The 15,992-nt window shown below is 68.6% G+C and carries 16 protein-coding genes; 5 read left to right on the top strand and 11 right to left on the bottom strand.

Annotation, left to right across the window (positions count from 1 at the left end; translation table 11 throughout):
• Window positions 1–35 precede the first annotated feature (35 nt).
• The gene (locus AB4851_RS28120) at window positions 36–617 is read left to right on the top strand and encodes a hypothetical protein (protein ID WP_414449692.1); all 582 of its coding nucleotides are present in this window, start codon (window positions 36–38) and stop codon (window positions 615–617) included.
• 69 nt (window positions 618–686) lie between these two features.
• Here AB4851_RS28120 and AB4851_RS28125 read toward each other — a convergent pair whose 3' ends face one another.
• Window positions 687–1,895, bottom strand: coding sequence for a M20 aminoacylase family protein (locus AB4851_RS28125; RefSeq protein ID WP_414449693.1), 1,209 nt, complete (start codon window positions 1,893–1,895; stop codon window positions 687–689).
• Window positions 1,892–3,202, bottom strand: coding sequence for an MFS transporter (locus AB4851_RS28130; RefSeq protein ID WP_414449694.1), 1,311 nt, complete (start codon window positions 3,200–3,202; stop codon window positions 1,892–1,894). Before AB4851_RS28130 ends, AB4851_RS28125 begins: the two co-directional genes overlap by 4 nt.
• Window positions 3,203–3,444: 242 nt before the next feature.
• On the opposite strand from AB4851_RS28130, the gene AB4851_RS28135 reads away from it, so the two are divergent.
• Entirely contained in the window at window positions 3,445–4,389 is a 945-nt protein-coding gene (locus AB4851_RS28135; protein ID WP_414449695.1) for a LysR family transcriptional regulator, read from the top strand.
• A 24-nt stretch (window positions 4,390–4,413) separates the two neighbouring features.
• On the opposite strand, the gene AB4851_RS28140 is transcribed toward AB4851_RS28135, so the two are convergent.
• Both AB4851_RS28140 and AB4851_RS28145 read right to left on the bottom strand, forming a co-directional pair.
• Window positions 4,414–5,589, bottom strand: coding sequence for a porin (locus tag AB4851_RS28140; RefSeq protein WP_414449696.1), 1,176 nt, complete (start codon window positions 5,587–5,589; stop codon window positions 4,414–4,416).
• A 298-nt stretch (window positions 5,590–5,887) separates the two neighbouring features.
• Complete coding sequence (locus AB4851_RS28145) at window positions 5,888–6,607, bottom strand: DJ-1/PfpI family protein (protein WP_414449697.1); 720 nt, start codon at window positions 6,605–6,607, stop codon at window positions 5,888–5,890.
• 77 nt (window positions 6,608–6,684) lie between these two features.
• Between AB4851_RS28145 and AB4851_RS28150 the strand changes: the two genes are divergently transcribed.
• A complete protein-coding gene (locus AB4851_RS28150; RefSeq protein ID WP_414449698.1) occupies window positions 6,685–7,662 on the top strand; it encodes a GlxA family transcriptional regulator in 978 nt (325 codons plus the stop codon).
• A gap of 44 nt (window positions 7,663–7,706) precedes the next feature.
• On the opposite strand, the gene AB4851_RS28155 is transcribed toward AB4851_RS28150, so the two are convergent.
• Window positions 7,707–8,522: an SDR family NAD(P)-dependent oxidoreductase gene (locus tag AB4851_RS28155; protein ID WP_414449699.1), complete on the bottom strand. Its 816-nt coding sequence runs from the start codon at window positions 8,520–8,522 to the stop codon at window positions 7,707–7,709.
• 83 nt (window positions 8,523–8,605) lie between these two features.
• Here AB4851_RS28155 and AB4851_RS28160 point away from each other — a divergent pair, with 83 nt between their 5' ends.
• A complete protein-coding gene (locus tag AB4851_RS28160; RefSeq protein ID WP_414449700.1) occupies window positions 8,606–8,956 on the top strand; it encodes a winged helix-turn-helix transcriptional regulator in 351 nt (116 codons plus the stop codon).
• 23 nt (window positions 8,957–8,979) lie between these two features.
• Here AB4851_RS28160 and AB4851_RS28165 read toward each other — a convergent pair whose 3' ends face one another.
• The gene (locus AB4851_RS28165; RefSeq protein WP_414449701.1) at window positions 8,980–9,378 is read right to left on the bottom strand and encodes a VOC family protein; all 399 of its coding nucleotides are present in this window, start codon (window positions 9,376–9,378) and stop codon (window positions 8,980–8,982) included.
• Between AB4851_RS28165 and AB4851_RS28170 the strand changes: the two genes are divergently transcribed.
• A complete protein-coding gene (locus tag AB4851_RS28170) occupies window positions 9,341–10,147 on the top strand; it encodes a hypothetical protein (protein ID WP_414449702.1) in 807 nt (268 codons plus the stop codon). The two genes, AB4851_RS28165 and AB4851_RS28170, sit on opposite strands and share 38 nt — an antisense overlap.
• A 39-nt stretch (window positions 10,148–10,186) precedes the next feature.
• Here the strand turns inward: AB4851_RS28170 and AB4851_RS28175 are convergent, their stop codons facing one another.
• The 5 genes from AB4851_RS28175 to AB4851_RS28195 form a co-directional block, all read right to left on the bottom strand.
• Entirely contained in the window at window positions 10,187–10,723 is a 537-nt protein-coding gene (locus tag AB4851_RS28175) for a type 1 glutamine amidotransferase domain-containing protein (protein ID WP_414449703.1), read from the bottom strand.
• A gap of 190 nt (window positions 10,724–10,913) precedes the next feature.
• A complete protein-coding gene (locus AB4851_RS28180; RefSeq protein ID WP_414449704.1) occupies window positions 10,914–13,325 on the bottom strand; it encodes a PAS domain S-box protein in 2,412 nt (803 codons plus the stop codon).
• Window positions 13,326–13,360: 35 nt separating this feature from the next.
• A complete protein-coding gene (locus tag AB4851_RS28185; RefSeq protein WP_414449705.1) occupies window positions 13,361–14,488 on the bottom strand; it encodes a response regulator in 1,128 nt (375 codons plus the stop codon).
• Complete coding sequence (locus AB4851_RS28190) at window positions 14,488–15,099, bottom strand: chemotaxis protein CheB (protein ID WP_414449706.1); 612 nt, start codon at window positions 15,097–15,099, stop codon at window positions 14,488–14,490. The genes AB4851_RS28185 and AB4851_RS28190 overlap by 1 nt, the downstream gene beginning before the upstream one ends.
• On the bottom strand, window positions 15,099–15,989 hold the full coding sequence (locus tag AB4851_RS28195) for a CheR family methyltransferase (RefSeq protein ID WP_414449707.1): 891 nt from the start codon (window positions 15,987–15,989) through the stop codon (window positions 15,099–15,101). Before AB4851_RS28195 ends, AB4851_RS28190 begins: the two co-directional genes overlap by 1 nt.
• Window positions 15,990–15,992: the final 3 nt, after the last annotated feature.

Genomic DNA, 15,992 nt, shown 5'->3' on the forward strand with positions numbered 1-15,992 from the left:
CGAGCAGGGACACCCCACGAGGAGGCAAGACAACCATGAGCACATCCGATCAACCGAGCATCTCGCTTGTCAGCGCGCCGCGCATCGGCTGGACCGTCGCGTTGAGTCTGGTGTTCTATCTGATCGCATTGAGCGCGGGGCTGCGCTACAACCCGACGCACGCCTTCTGGCATTCTTCGGAGGCCGAAGCGCCGGCTACGTCGGATGGCGCGCCGATCATCGGCACGGTCAGCGCGACGCCGCCGCGCCTGGTGGGCGATGCGCCGGCGGGGCTGTTGCTGACGCAGGCGCTCGATTGCGCGCAGGCCCGGCAATGGGAATGCATGGGCCAGGCCAGCGAGGCCGCGCGAGCGCTGCAAGGCGATGCGGCGTTGGCGCAGGTTTCGGCCACGCCGTCGGTGATGAGCACCGCTGCGGCGGCCACGCTGGCCGCCGCGCCCGCCGTGGCGTTGGCAGCGGCACGCCCGCACGCGGCGCCGCGTGCGGCAGTGCGCAGCTGGAAGGTGTCGACGCGGCCTCACGCCGCGCCGCGCCGCCCGATCCAGCGCGTCGCCTATCACGTGCCGGCGCGCCCGCCCGCTCCCGATCCGTTCTTCGCGAACCTGTATCGACACTGAGGCCGACGGGATCGGCGGCGTGCTGCACGCTCAGGCCGCGCCGGTCATGCCCGGTTCGCTCCAACCGCCTCAGGCCGCCTTCGCCGCCACCTTCGGCAACCACGCCTTCACCAGCGACACCCACCACGCCATCCCCGGCTTCAGCAGCGCATCGTTGAAATCGTAATTGGGGTTGTGCAGCGGAATCGCGCAACCGCACTGGCCGTGCTCCGAGCCGTCGCCGTTGCCGATGAACACGTAGCAGCCGGGCCGGTGCTGCATGTAGAACGCGAAATCCTCGGACGGCATCTGCGGCGCCACCTCGGCATCCACGCTCGCCGCGCCGAACACCGATTCGAGCACGCCGGCCGCGAAGGCCGTCTCGTCGCGATGATTGACGAGCGCCGGATACATGCGGTCGAACGTGAAATCGAGCCGCATCTCGTAGGCCGAGGCGATGCCCCGCGCCAGTTCGCGCATGCGCTGCTCGATGCGGTCGAGCACCTCGGGCTTGAACGCGCGCACCGTGCCGCTCAAGGTCGCGTGCCCCGGGATCACGTTGACCGCGTTGCCGGCATGGATCTCCGTGACGGATAGCACCGCCGCCTCGTTCGGATCGATGTTGCGCGCGACCACGCTCTGCCACGCCTGCACCAGCGCCGTGGCGGCCACCACCGGGTCGGCCGCGCGATGCGGCTGCGCGGCGTGCGCGCCGGCGCCGGTCAATTCGACGGTGAACGTGTTGCTCGACGCCATGATCGGGCCGGGCCGCAGCGCGAAGCTGCCGGCCGCGATGCCGGGCCAGTTGTGCGCGCCGAACACGGCGTCCATCGGGCAGCGCTCGAACAGGCCGTCTTCGATCATCAGGCGCGCGCCGGCGCCGCCCTCCTCGGCCGGCTGGAAAATGAAATTGACGGTGCCGTCGAAATCGCGCTGCTCGGCCAGGTAGCGCGCCGCGCCGAGCAACATGGCGGTGTGGCCGTCGTGGCCGCACGCGTGCATCTTGCCGGGATGGCGCGAGGCATGGGCAAAGCGGTTCAGCTCGTGGATCGGCAGCGCGTCCATGTCGGCGCGCAGGCCGATCGAGCGGGCGCCGCGTCCGCAGCGCAGCACGCCCACCAGGCCGTGGCCGCCGATGCCGCGCTCCACGTCGATGCCCCAGCTCGTCAGCAGCCGCGCGACGTAGTCGGCGGTGTGCTGCTCCTCGTGGCGCAGTTCGGGGTGGGCGTGCAGATGTCGTCGGATGCGAATCAGATCGGGTTCGATGGCGCCGAGGCGCGGGTCGTTCAGGAAGGTCATTCGGTCAGGGCGCCGTGCGCCGGTTGTTCGGAATTCGAGCCGGCGCGCGCGGACAGCGCAACCGGAATGCAACTGACGAGCGCGGCGGCGGCCAGGTAGTAGCCCACCACCAGCTTGTCGCCGGTTGCGTTGATCAGGGTGGTGACGATCAGCGGCGTCAGGCCGCCGAACAGCGTCACGCCGGTGGCGTACGACAGGCCCACGCCGGTGGCGCGGAACCGCACCGGAAACACGCCGGCCAGCACGTTCGAGGCGCACGCCGCGTAGCAGGCCAGCAGCAGCGCGATGACGGATTGCACGGCCATCAGCGAGAGGCGATCCGGGTGTCGGGACAGGAACAGGAACATCGGATACGCGCCCAGCGCCGTGAGCAGCGCGCCGAACAGCATCGGGCGGCGCACGCCGATCCGGTCCGACAGCAGGCCCACCAGCGGGCACGCGACGACCATCGTGACGCCGTACGCCAGTTGCCCGAGGTAGCTGTCGAACAGGCTCATGTGCAGCTCGCGCACCGAGTAGGTGGTGAAGTAGTTCGACACGTAGGTCGCGATGGTCCAGAACACCATGATCGCGACGCCGCCGATCAGCCGCCAGCGGTATTGCACGAGTTGCGGCACGAGCGGCTCGGCGCGCTGCCGGCTGGCGCGTTCGAACGCCGGCGTTTCCGGAATCGAGCGGCGCACGTACCAGCCCACCGGCCCGATCAGCACGCCGAACACGAACGCAAGACGCCACGCGCCCGCGTTGATCTGCGCATCGCTGAACAGGTGCGTGAGCGCCATGCCCACCAGCCCGGCGAGCATCACGCCGCCGCCCTGCGACATCTGCTGGAACGACGAGGCGAAGCCGCGCCGCTGCTGCGGCGCGTTCTCGATCAGCAACGCGACCGAGCCGCCGATCTCGCCGCCGGCCGAAAAGCCTTGCAGCAGGCGTCCGCACACCACGATCACCGGCGCGGCCACGCCGATCGATGCATACGACGGGCAGACCGCCAGCACCAGCGTGCTGGCCGCCATCAGCACCAGCGTCAGGCTCAACGCGCGGCGGCGGCCGGCGCGGTCCGCATAGCGGCCCAGCACCAGCGCGCCGAACGGGCGCGCGGCGAAACCCACCGCGAACGTCATGAACGTCAGCAGCAGCGAACTGAATTCGGACTGCGTAGCGAAGAAGGTGCGCGAGATCGGCACCGCGAAAATGCCGTAGGCAATGAAGTCGTAGATTTCGAGCAGATTGCCGACCGAGGCGGCCGCAAAGGTCCTGCGTTCGGAGGACGCGGCTGGGTCGTGGAGTGCACCGGAGCGGTTCATGGGAGCGGTTCTGTCGATGTTGGAATAGGCCTCAATCTACCGTCCGCCCCCCTCGCCGCCGCCATACTATTCAAAAATAGCGGGGATACCCGAAAGGCATACCCCAAGGGAAAACGCCGATCCGGCAAGGGTTTTCGACCCGCCGCGCGCGGCGTGTCGCGGGTCGCTCCCGGCTGGCCGGAATGCTTTTGGCATGCAAGACTCCAGGCACGTCTTCACGCACTTCGATTCCCGCATTTCACATGGATATCCGACACGTTCGTTACTTTCTCGCGGTGGCCGATTCGGGCAGCGTGGCGGCCGCCGCGCGGCAGTTGCACATCGTGCAGCCGGCCTTGAGCCGGCAGATCCGCGATCTGGAGGAGGAATTGGGCGCGCCGCTGTTTTCGCGCAGCGCGCGCGGCGTCGAGCTGACGGCGGCGGGCGAACAATTCGCGCTGGATGCGAGAAAGCTGCTGATCGATTTTCAGTCGGCGCGGCAACGCGCGCTGCGCGTCGCGCAAGGCAGCGCGGGCGCGCTGCGGCTCGGGCTGTCGCCCGCCTATAGCTGGCACCCGGCAATACTCTCGCAGTTCAACCGGTTTCGCGAGGCGCAACCGGCCATCTCGCTGCGGGTGGAACCGATGCTGTCGTCCCTGCAACTGACGGCGCTGGCCAATGGCGAACTCGACGGCGGCTTTCTCGGCTGGCGCGATGTGCGCGACACGCGCTTCGACGCGATCACCGTGTTCGATTGCGGGCTGCGCATCGCCGTGCCGAAGCGGGGCGGCATCACGATGGAGGTGCCCGAACGGCTGTCCGATCTCGCGCAACTGCCGTGCGTCTGGTTCGATCGCGACACCTCGCCCGCCTACTACGACTTCCTGATCCGTCAATGCCAGCTTGCCGGGTTCTCGCCGAACATCGTGCAGGTCGGCGGCGACACCACCATGATTCTCGGGCTGGTGGCCGCCGGGTTCGGCTATTCGATCGTGCCGGACAGCGCGCTGCATTGCTGCCCGTCGTCCACGGCGTTGATCGCGCACCCTGAGCTGACGCTGACCTACCCGGTCGAGTTCGTGTGGAAGCGCGATCAACTGAACGGGCCGCTCGCGCGCTTCATCCGCGACATGGAACCGCGCGTGCCGTTCGACCCGTATGCGACATGGGCCGGCGAAACGCCGCAGCAGGCAGACGTGCCGGCCTGAGAGGCGACGCCCGGCGGCCCGCGATCAGAACTTCTGGCGGATCGCGAGATGCACGGCGGCCTGATGGTCGGTGGATGAGGCGCTCAGGCTCGTGAGCGCCGCCATGGCGTCCTTGCCCGTCGAATCGTGGCCCGACGCCTTCTGATACACGGCTGAAAAATACACGTCGGTCCGCTTCGACAAGGCGTAGTCCGCACCGATCTCGCCCTGGTAGTAACGCGCGCCGGCATTGCTCGCGCCGTTGGCCAGCGTCACCGCATTGCTGCGCGTGTAGTCGAAGCCGGAGGCCAGCAGCAGCGCCGGCGTCAGTTGATAGCGCAGGCTCAGTTCCGCGTTGTCGAAGGTGGCGCTGCCGCCCGCGCGGAAGCCGGTGGCGCCGTTGCCGCCGAGGTCGAGGAAGCGCACGTTCGAGTAGGTCGCGCCGAGCGTGGCCGCGCCGATCGCATAGGTGCCGCCGAGCGCGATCACCTGGTACGAATTGGCGGACGCGTAGCCGGAATAGATCGGATTACTGACGACAGCCGGCGTGGCGGCCGACGTGCTGTTGCCGAACAGGCCGCCCAGGTTCGACGGCGTGCGCGCGTTGAGGTAGCCGATGCCCAACGTGACCGGCCCGCCCGCGTAGCCCGCGCCGAGCGACCAGATCTGGTTCTGCGACACGCTGCCCGCCACGCCGCCGACGCTGTAGGTGCCGCCCCACGTGAAGCCGCCGTAGCGCGGGCCGACGTACTTGACCGTGTTGTTGGTGCGATACGAGTTGTTGAAGTTGTCGATGTCGCCCGCATGCGCCGCGATCGTGCCGCCCCATGCATCGGCCACGCTCAGGATGCCGACATAATCGACCACCGAATCGTATTGCCGCCCCAGCGTGACGCGCCCGAAGCGCTCGCTGGCGAGCCCGACGAACGCCTGTCGGCCGAACATCAGGCCGCCCTGCCCGAGCTTGCCGCTGTTCACGTCGAAGCCGTTCTCCAGCGTGAATACCGCCTTCAACCCGCCGCCCAGGTTCTCCTCGCCGCGCAGGCCGAACCGGCTGCCCTGCAGCATCCCCGACGACAGGTTGTACAGCGAATGGCCGCCCGCGTTCGACGTGTAGTTGATGCCTTCGTCGATGATTCCGTACAAGGTCACGCTGCCCTGCGCATGCGCGGCTTCCGTCATCGCGCCCAACACCGCGATGGTGATCAACAGCTTCTTCATGCTTCAATCCCCTTGATCGATTTCGTATAGAACTACTGATTAGTTTTTCCTGACGATTTCAGGCAAGGGGATGGTAGTGGCGATCAAAAATCGCGGGTATTACCTAAAAACTGGGTGCGCTATGCCTCGCGGGCATAGCACGGCATGACGGCTTCACGTCATCCGGAACACCTCCGGCGCGTGGTTCAACTCCGCTGTCTGATCGTCGAGCGCACTCGACGGCGAACAGCTTCGGCGTATGCGTGGAAACATGGGCGCGCCGAGCGCCCCGTTGACGGCATGCATCTGCCCGCATGCCTCAGCCGGCCACTGCCGCGAGCCGCTGCGCCGCCTTCTCGACGGCGGCCACGCGAATCGCGCGACGCACCGCCGTGGCCTGCAACGCCCGCTCGACGATCGCGCGCGGCGCGACGAACGGCGTGCCGGCCTGGAACGGCGGCTCCGGGTCGTATTCGATCTGCAACTGGATCTGCTGGGCGACGTCCTCGCCGGCCACTTCGGCGGCCACGCGCAGGGCCATGTCGATGCCGGCCGTGACGCCGCCCGACGTATAGAGGTTGCCGTCGATCGTCAGGCGTTCGTCGCTGGGGATCGCGCCGAACCGGCTCAACAGGTCGCGCGCCTGCCAGTGGCCGCCCGAACGGCGGCCGTTCAGCAGGCCGGCCGCGCCGAGCAGCAGCGAGCCGGTGCAGATGCCGAAGATGTATTTCGCGGCGAGCGCGCGTTCGCGCACGAAGCCGACGATCCGCGGGTCGAGCATCGCCTCGTCCGTGCCGGGGCCGCCCGGCACGACGAACAGGTCGTAGGCGGACGCGCCGGCGAAATCGGCGTCGGGCTGGATCACCAGGCCCTTGTCGGTGCGCACCGGCGCGCGACTCGGCGCGACGATTTCCACGCGCCAGCCGGGCAGTCGGCCGAGCACTTCGAGCGGGCCGGTCAGGTCCAGTTGCGTCATGTCCGGGAACAGCAGCAGGCCGGCGGTTTGGGTTTGGGGGGCAAGTTCGAGCGATGGGGTCATGGAATCCTCCGAGTGGTGACGCCATTGAATCAGCCCGCGTACTGGCAAAAAAGACAGAAAATGCGTATTTTTTGCCAATGCCTGCCCTTGCCTCCCCGCCCCCTCGCCGGATCGTGATCTTCGTGTTCGACGGCGCCCAGCCGATCGACGTGTCCGGCCCGCTCCAGACCTTCGACACCGCCAGCGAAGAGGCGATGGTCGAGCGTTACCGGTGCAGCGTGGTGTCCGAGGATGGCGGCCCGCGCCGGCTGCAAGGCGGCATGACGGTGCTGACCGAGCCGCCGCCCGACGGGCGCTTCGACACGCTCGTGATCCCGGGCGGCCCGGGCGTGCATGCGGCGCGCAAGTCGCCCGAGATCGTGCGGCAAGTCAGGGCGCTGGCCGAGCGCGCCGAGCGGGTGTGTTCGGTCTGCACCGGCGCATTCCTGCTGGCCGAGGCCGGGCTGCTCGCAGGGCGCAAGGCGGCCACGCACTGGCGCGCGTGCGCGGCGCTGGCGCGGGAATTCCCGTCGGTGGAGGTGCAGCCCGATCCGATCTGGGTACGCGACGGCCGGGTCTGGACCTCGGCCGGCGTGACGGCCGGCATCGATCTCGCGCTGGCGATGGTCGAGGCGGATTTCGGCAACGCGCTGGCGGCGCTCGCCGCGCGGCGGCTGGTGGTGTACATGCGGCGCTCGGGCGGGCAGGCGCAATTCAGCACGCCGCTGGCGCTGCAAACCGCCGACGGCTTCGGCACGCTGTTCGACTGGCTCGGCAAGAACCTGCACCGGCCGCTGAAGGTGACCGACCTGGCCGACGAGGCCGGCATGTCGCCGCGCACCTTCATCCGCCATTTCACCGAGAAGATCGGCATGCCGCCCGGCAAGGCGCTGCAAGGTCTGCGCCTCGAACGCGCGCAATCGCTGCTGACCTCCACCACGTATTCGCTGTCGGAAGTGGCGCGGCGCACCGGCTTCGGCCGCGAGGAGCGCCTGCGCAATGCGTTCGTCCGGCAGTTCGCGATCGGGCCGACGCAGTGGCGGCAGCGCTTCAGCGAGAAGCACGAGGCGTCGTAGTCGCAAGCAGCGCGAAGCCAATGCGTGTGCTTGGTGGCGGTGCGTTACAACCCCGGCGACAACCCGCCATCGATCCGCAGGTTCACCCCCGTGATGTAGCCCGCGAGCGGGCTGGCAAGAAACGCCACGGCGTCGGCGATCTCGTCGAGCCGCCCGACCCGCCCCATCGGCACCTGGGCGAAGCTCGGCAGCACGGCCCGCTCGACCGCCTCCCACGCGCCGTCGCGCTCGGCCAGCCCGCGCTCGGCGGCCACCTCGCGAAACCGCGCATCGAGCGCGGCGCTGTGGATCGTGCCCGGCGAGACGGCATTGACCGTCACGCCGTCGGCCGCCACGGCCTTCGCCATCGACGAGGTCAGTGCATTGATCGCGGCCTTGCTGGCCGAGTAGTCGGGCGCGCTGGGCGGCGGGATGGTCGCGGCCAGGCTCGAAATATTGATCACGCGCCCCCAGCGGGCCGCGCGCATGGCGGGCAGCAGCCGCGTGGCGACGCGCACCGCGGCCAGCACGTTGCGGTCGTAGGCCGAAGCCCACGCGCCGGCCTGCGTCGTGTTCCAATCGTCGCGCGAGCCGCCCGAGCCGCCCGCGTTATTGATCAGGATATCGATGCGTCCGGCGCGGGCCTGCGCATCGTCGACCAGCCGCCGCACCGCGTCGTCGTCCGTCAGGTCGCCCGTCACGAACGCGGCCCGGCCGCCCTGCCCGGCGATCTCGCCGGCCACGCGCGCGGCCAGCCCGGCATCGCGGCCATGCACCACCACGAACGCCCCTTCCCGCGCGAGCGTCCTGGCCAGCGCCTCGCCGATGCCCTTGCTGCTTCCCGTCACCAGCGCCGTCTTGCCGTGCAATTGCAAATCCATCGCCTATCCCTCACGCTTCGTCAACGAAGACGCCACGATAGGGAGCACGAGTGAACGAAACAAGTACGCACTTTTCGGTGCCCATGGCTCCCATCTCGCCCGAAGCGCGCGAGGCCTGCCTCGGCCCGGACGGCTCGGTCGCGCATGTCGCGCGCGTGATCCGCATGATCCACGGGCGCTGGAAGCTGCCGATCCTGTTCCGGCTCTACGCCGATCCGGCGCTGCGCACCTTGCAGTTGAAACGCGACCTGCCCGGCATCTCGCAGAAGATGCTGACCCAGCACCTTCGCGAGTTGGCGGCCGACGGCCTGATCGAGCGCATCGATTTCGGCGAGAAGCCGTTGCGCGTCGAATATCAGTTGACGGAGCGGGGCCGGCAGTTGCTGCCGGTGCTGGTGGCCGCGCGGCAGTTCTCGGCGCGCCATCCGGCGTGAGCACGGCATGGCGAACTCACCGCTCAAGCCTTCGCGAACTTGCGAATCGCGTCCTCGGTCACGGGCGTGAACAGGTTGACGAGATTGCCGTCGGGATCCCGAAACAATACCGAGCGGTTGCCCCACGGCTGCGTGACCGGCGCCTGCACGATGTCGGCCAGATGCGGTTCGAGCCGCGCGAACGCCGCATCGACGTCGTCCACGCGAAACTCGACGATCATCGCGCGGTTGCTGCCGGGCGTGGCCGCGCCCGCGCCGAACAGGTCCATGGTGCGCTTGCTGCCGACCGCCAGCGTGCACGACGGCGACGCCAGTTCGGCGAAATCGTCGGTGAACCAGGTGGCCGTGAGGCCGAGCGTTTCGTAGAAGCCGACCAGCCGGCGAATGTCGTCGGTGATGATGCGGGTGGAGACGAAGTCCATGGGGTTTCCTCCTGAAGTCGATGTGTCGGCGCATGCTACGAGGAGGCTGCTGACACCGTGCTGTCAGCAGCACGGCAACCGGGCAACGCACGCTTCATTCGCACCGGTTGAATTCAGAACTTCGCGCACGGCAATGACACGCGGCGCGGGCCGGCCCATCATGCGATGCGACTTCGCCACGCCACCGCCCGCCATGCCCAAGCTCATCGCCCTGCTGCTCCACCGAATTCGCTCCCTGCTCGCCCTGTGCCTTGCCTCCGCGCTGCTCGCCTCGACGGCGGGATGCCACGCGCAGGCCGAACCCGATGCGGCCGGCCAGATGTCGATGAAGCCGTCCGTCACGTACCTGTTCCTGCTGCGCCGCACGCCGTTCTTCACGGCGCTGTCGACCGAGCAGTTGCAATGGGTGATCGCGCATTCGAAGGAATGGCAGGTGCGGGAAGGGTCCGTCATCGATGCGTGCAGCGCCGGCGGCAGAGAAAACGCTTCGGATGACTGGATACTGCTCGACGGCGGCTGGGCGGTCGAGCACGACGGCCGGGCCGAACGCGCCGGGCGCGGCGAGGCGGGGCAATGGTTCAACCGGACGGTGGCGAACGGCGCACGCTGCCGGCTCGTGGCGACCGAATCCGGCTACGTCATGAAGATCGCGCATGCCGACCTGCAAAACATGCTGGCGCGCGGTTTCGACTTCGATGCGCCGTTGGCGGCCGGGCGCGCCTATTACCGGACGATGTTCGGCAACGGGCGCGCGGGCGACGCGCAGTGAATCAGTGAATCGCTGTGAATCGACCGGCCCCGCCCGCGTTCAGGCGAGGCTGTCGATCAGCGCCGCATTGAACGCCTTCAGGTCGTCCGGCTTGCGGCTCGAGATCAGCGAACCGTCGCGCACCACGGGTTCATCCACCCAGGTGCCGCCCGCGTTGCGGATGTCGTCCTGCAGGCTCGGCCAACTCGTCATCCTGCGCCCGCCGACCACGCCGGCCGACACCAGCAGCCAGCCGCCGTGGCAGATCACGGCGATCGGCTTGTCGGCCCGGGTGGCCTCGGTCACGAAGCGGCGCGCGTCGTCCACCATGCGGATCGCGTCGCCGTTGACGACGCCGCCCGGCAACACCACCGCGTCGTAATCGGCCGCGCTCGCCTCGTCGAACGTGCGGTCCACCTTGACGCGCGCGCCCTTGTCGACGTGCCGGAAACCCTGGATCTCGCCGTGCTGCGTCGAAATCACGTGCACCTGCGCGCCTTCGGCCGCCAGCGCGCGCTGCGGCTCGGTCAGTTCGACTTCCTCGAATCCGTCCACCGCGAGGATCGCGATCTTGCGTTGGTCGAGTGCGTTTGCCATGACGTGCTCCTGTTCTCGTTTGCGGCTCCGTATCGGCCGTCACGACATATCGAGCAACGACGGTGCCCGGCAAACGCGACGCGGGCGCGAGGCGCGAGCGACGCGCCCCGGGTGATTGCTACACGGCTTGCAGAATTTACCCGGCGGCGTTCAGCGGACCCGACCCCAGCCGCCGAACGCCCAACAGCCCTCACGTGCCTCGAACGATCCGCTCCACCGCGTCGAACAACTGGTCCGCATCGAACGGCTTCTGCAACGCGGTCCAGGCGAAATCGAACGCCTGCATCCGCGACACGGCGTGGCCCGACGCGAAAATCACGCCGATGCCGGGATACCGCGCGAACGCCAGACGCGCCAGTTCCATGCCGTCGATGTCGGGCAAGGCCAGATCGGTCAGCAGCACGCCGCATGGCTCGGTTTCGAGCAGCTCGAGCGCCTTGCGCGGATGGTCGGCCTTGAGCACCGTCAGGCCATTCATCTCCAGCAGCATGGCGGTGGCCTCCAGCGAATCGATATCGTCGTCGACCACCAGCACGCGCTTCGCGGCGGCCGCGTCGAAGGCCGGCGCAGGCGATGCAGCCGGTGCGGCCGATGCAGCCGGTTCCACCGCAATCGGCTCGCTCGCCGTCACCGGTGCCGCCGGCGCTGCCGCCTCGCCAGCCGCGCTCAACAGCCCGCGCAGCCGGGTCGCCAGTTGCTGGCGGCTATACGGCTTGCTCAACAGCTCGACGCCAGGGTCCAGCCGGCCGCCGTGCACGATCGCATTGCGCGTGTAGCCCGACGTGAACAGCACCTTGAGCGCGGGCAACTGCTGCTTGGCCAGACGCGCCATCTCCGGGCTGCTCAACGGCCCCGGCATCACCACGTCGGTAAACAGCACGTCGATGCGCGCGCCGCTGCCGATCACGGCCAGCGCCTGATGCGCGTCGCTGGCTTTCAGCACCTCGTAGCCGAGCCCCGTCAGCGTGTCGATCACGGTCGACTGCACCGACAGGTCGTCCTCCACCACCAGCACCGTCTCGCTGCCCTGCTGCAGCGTCTCGGGCGCGGCGCACGGGGTGGCGGCGAGCGCCTCGGCGGTCATCGGGAAATACGCCTTCACGGTGGTGCCGTGGCCGACCTCGCTGTAGATGCGGATATGCCCGCCGCTCTGCTTGACGAAGCCGTAGGCCATGCTGAGGCCCAGGCCCGTGCCGATGCCTTCCGGCTTGGTGCTGAAGAACGGGTCGAACGCGCGGGCCAGCACGTCGTGCGACATGCCCACGCCGTTGTCGGTCACGGCCAGCATCACGTACCGGCCCGGCAGCACGTCGGGCTCGGCCGCGACGTAGCCCTCGTCGAGCGTCTCGTTCGACAGTTCGAGCGTCAGCCTGCCGCCCTCGGGCATCGCCTCGCGCGCGTTGACGGCGAGATTGAGCACGGCGTTTTCGAACTGATGCGGATCGAGCATCGCGAACCACAGCCCCGGCGCGACCACCGTATCGATCTCGATGGCGTCGCCGAGCGTGCGGCGCAGCAAGGCGTCCATCTCGCGCAGTTGGCGCTCGGGGCTCACCACCAGCGGTTGCAGCGCCTGCTGCCGGCCGAACGCCAGCAGATGCGCGGCAAGCCGCGAGCCGCGCTCGGTCGCGTCGATCGCCTTTTGCAGCCGTTCGAGCGTCCACGGGTCGTGCTCGTGGCGATGCGTGAGCAGATCGAGATTGCCGCGCAGCACCTGCAGCACGTTGTTGAAATCGTGGGCGACGCCGCCCGTCAACTGGCCGAGCGCCTCCATCTTCTGCGACTGGAACAGCGCGGCGCGCGCCTGGTCGAGCTGCTCGGCGGCCTTGCGGCGCTCCGTGATGTCGCGCGTCACCTTGGCGAAGCCCACCATCACGCCGTCGTGCCGAATCACGTCGATCACGACATGGGCGAGGAAACGGCTGCCGTCGCGCCGCACCCGCCAGCCTTCCGCCTCGAAGCGCCCTTCGTCGCGCGCCGTCGCGAGCGCATGCTCCGGCACGCCATCCGCCACATCTTCGGGCGTGTAGAAGCGCGAGAAATGCGAGCCGACGATCTGCTCGGCCGTATAGCCCTTGATGCGCTCGGCGCCCGGGTTCCAGCTCACCACGCGGCCGTCGGGCGACAGCATGAAGATCGCGTAATCCACCACGCCCTGCACCAGCAGCCGGAACTGGCGCTCGTTCTCGAGCGCCGCGTCGTAGGCCGCCTTCTCGTCGCTGAGGTCGCGCACGACCTCGACGAAGCCCAGCAGCGTGCCGTCGTCGCCGCGCAGCGCGGTCATCACGACGCTGGCCCAGAACGGCGCGCCGCCGCTGCGCAGGCGCCAGCCGAGGCCGGCATGGTGGCCGTGCTCGGCGGCGCCGGCCAGGGCGTGGCCGGGCACGCCGGCCGCGCGGTCGTGCTCCGGATAGAACCCGGAAAAATGCCGGCCGACGATATCGGCGCTCCGGTAGTCGTGAATGCGTTCCCCGCCGCGATTCCAGCTCAGGATGCGGCCGTCCGGCGCCAGCGTGCAGATCGAGTAATCCCCGGTCGTCTGCACCCATGCGCGCTCCCAGTCTCCCGACGGGCCGGCTTGATAAGTCGTTGTACTTGTCATGATTGGTGACTGTGGTGGTGTCGATCGCGTTGGGTCTAGACCAGCGGCCGAAGCTCGCCGGCTTCGTCCGAGCGCGGCAGATCGAGACGGAACGTCGTGTGATCGGCTTCGTGCGTCTCCACGCGCGCCGTGCCCTTGTGCATCTGGATCACCTTCTGGACGATGTTCAGGCCGAGGCCCAGGCCCGCGCGCTTGGGCGAGCCGGCCGCGCCCGGCCCGAACGCCTCGAACAGGTGCGGCACCACGTTCGCCGCGATCACGCCGCGATTGCGCACCTTCACCACCACCCGGCCCGCGGCCTCGCCATCCACATCGACCGTCACCGGGCTGTCCGCCGCGCCGTATTGCAGCGCGTTGCTGACCAGGTTGGACACGGCCTGCCACAGCAGGTCGCCATCCCACACGCCGGCGCAATCGCCGCGCTCGGTCACGACGATCCGGTCGCCGCCCTCGCTGGTGCGGAATTCGTCCGCCACCGCGCGGCACAGCGCGCCCAATTGCGCGGGCTGCCGCTGCATCTGCAGCCGGCCGCCTTGCAGGCGCGCCAGGTTCAGCAACTGATGCACCATGCGCGCCATGCGCAGCGAGCTGGTCTTGATGCGGTTCGCCACGGTGGCCGTCTGCGTGCCGGCCGGATCGCGCAGCAGGTATTCGGCCGAGGCCAGCACCGCGCCGAGCGGCGTGCGCAGATCGTGGCCGAGCACCGCCATCAGCATCTCGTTCGCTTCGAGCAGGTCGCGGGTGGTCTGCAACTCCTCGGCCAGCAGCCGCTTGTGCCGCTCCAGTTGCACGAACACCTCGACCTTCGCCTTCAGGATCGCCGCATTGATCGGCTTGTAGAGGAAATCGACCGCGCCGGCCTCGTAGCCGCGAAACGTGCGCGACGCCTCTTCCGAGGTGGCGGTCAGGAAGATGATCGGCACGTGGGCGGTGCGCGAGCTGCCGCGCATCAGCGTGGCCAGCTCGAAGCCGTTCATGTCGGGCATGTTGACGTCGAGCAGCGCCAGCGCGACGTCATGCACCAGCAGCAATTCCAGCGCCGCGGTTCCCGATTGCGCCACCAGCAGGTTGACGCCATCCCGGGCAAGCAGGGCCTGCAACGCCGTGATGTTGTGGGCGATGTCGTCCACAATGAGAATGTTGACAGAAGCCATGGTGTGCATCAGGAGTAAACAGGCAAACTCGCCAGCCGGTTGGCCATCGCGAGCGGTGAAAGGATGGCGTCGGCGGCCCCGCGCGCGATCGCCGCGCGCGGCATGGTGGGCGCCTCCGCCGTCTCCGGTTGCTGCACCCAGGCCGTGCCGCCCGCGGCGCGAATGCAGGCCAGGCCGGCCGCGCCGTCGTCGTTGGCACCCGACAGCAGCAAGCCCAGCAAGCGGCTGCGAAATCGATACGCGGCCGATTCGAACAGCACGTCGATCGACGGCCGCGAGAACCCCACCCGGGCATCCACCGACAGCGCCACCGTGCGGTCGTCGGCGGCGAGCATATGGTAATCGGGCGGCGCCAGATAAACGTGCCCGCCCCGCAGCGGCTCGCCGGCATCGGGCTCGATCGTCGGCAGCCGGCAATGGCGCGCCAGCGCCTGCGCCAGATGGCTCTGCGCATTGGCCGGCAAGTGCACCACCACCATCACGATCGCCGAAAAATCCGCCGGCAGCGCGCCGAGCAGCACGCCCAGCACCTCGACGCCGCCGGCCGACGCGCCGATCACCACGGCCTCGTAGGCGCGCGGTGCGGGCTCGGAGGGAAAGGAAGCTGCGCACGAGGTCATCAACGTTTCCGGTAAATGCGCTCGCGCTCGCGGAAATCCTCGAACGCCGGGTGCTGCCCCGAGAAGCGCAGGCTTTCCTTGATGCCGAGGCCGAGAAAGCCGCGCCGCACCAGCGTGCGCTCGAACAGCGCCAGCGCGCGATCCTGCAACGCGCGATCGAAGTAGATCAGCACGTTGCGGCACGACACCAGATGCGCCTCGAGAAACACCTCGTCGGTCGACAGGCTGTGATCGGCGAACACCACCCGGTCGCGCAGTTGGGTCGAAAAACGCGCGCCGCCATAGGCCGCGTGATAGTAGTCCGACAGCGAACGCTTGCCGCCGGCTTCCAGGTAATTGCGCGAGAAGCCCGCGATGCGGTCGAGCGTGTAGATGCCGGCTTCGGCGCGCGCCAGCGCATCGGGGTTGATGTCGGTCGCATAGAACATCGTGCGCTCGGTGAGCCCCTCCTCCTCGAACAGGATCTTCATCGACCACAGCTCCTCGCCGTTGCTGCATCCGGCCACCCACACCTTGATCGACGGATAGGTCCGCAGGATCGGCAGCACCTGCTCGCGCAGCGCGCGGAAATAGGCCGGATCACGAAACATCTCGCTGACCTGGATCGTCAGGAACTGGAACAGCCGCGTGAAATCCTCCTCGCGGCGCAGGATGCGATCCTGCAACTGCGACAGGCTCGGCAGGCCGAATTCCGTCAGCGCCTGCGTGAGACGGCGGCGCAGCGACGGCATCGAGTAATGCCGGAAATCGTGCTGGTATTTCAGGTAGATCGCGTCGAGCAGCAGCTTCAGTTCGAGATCGAAATCCGACAGGCGCGGCTCGGCGTCCGGCGCGGCGGGGCCGGCCGGATCGTTCGGGTCGGCGGGATCGACGGGATCGATGGGGTTCATGCG

The sequence above is a fragment of the Burkholderia sp. 22PA0099 genome (assembly GCF_047497165.1).
Taxonomy (GTDB): Bacteria; Pseudomonadota; Gammaproteobacteria; order Burkholderiales; family Burkholderiaceae; genus Burkholderia.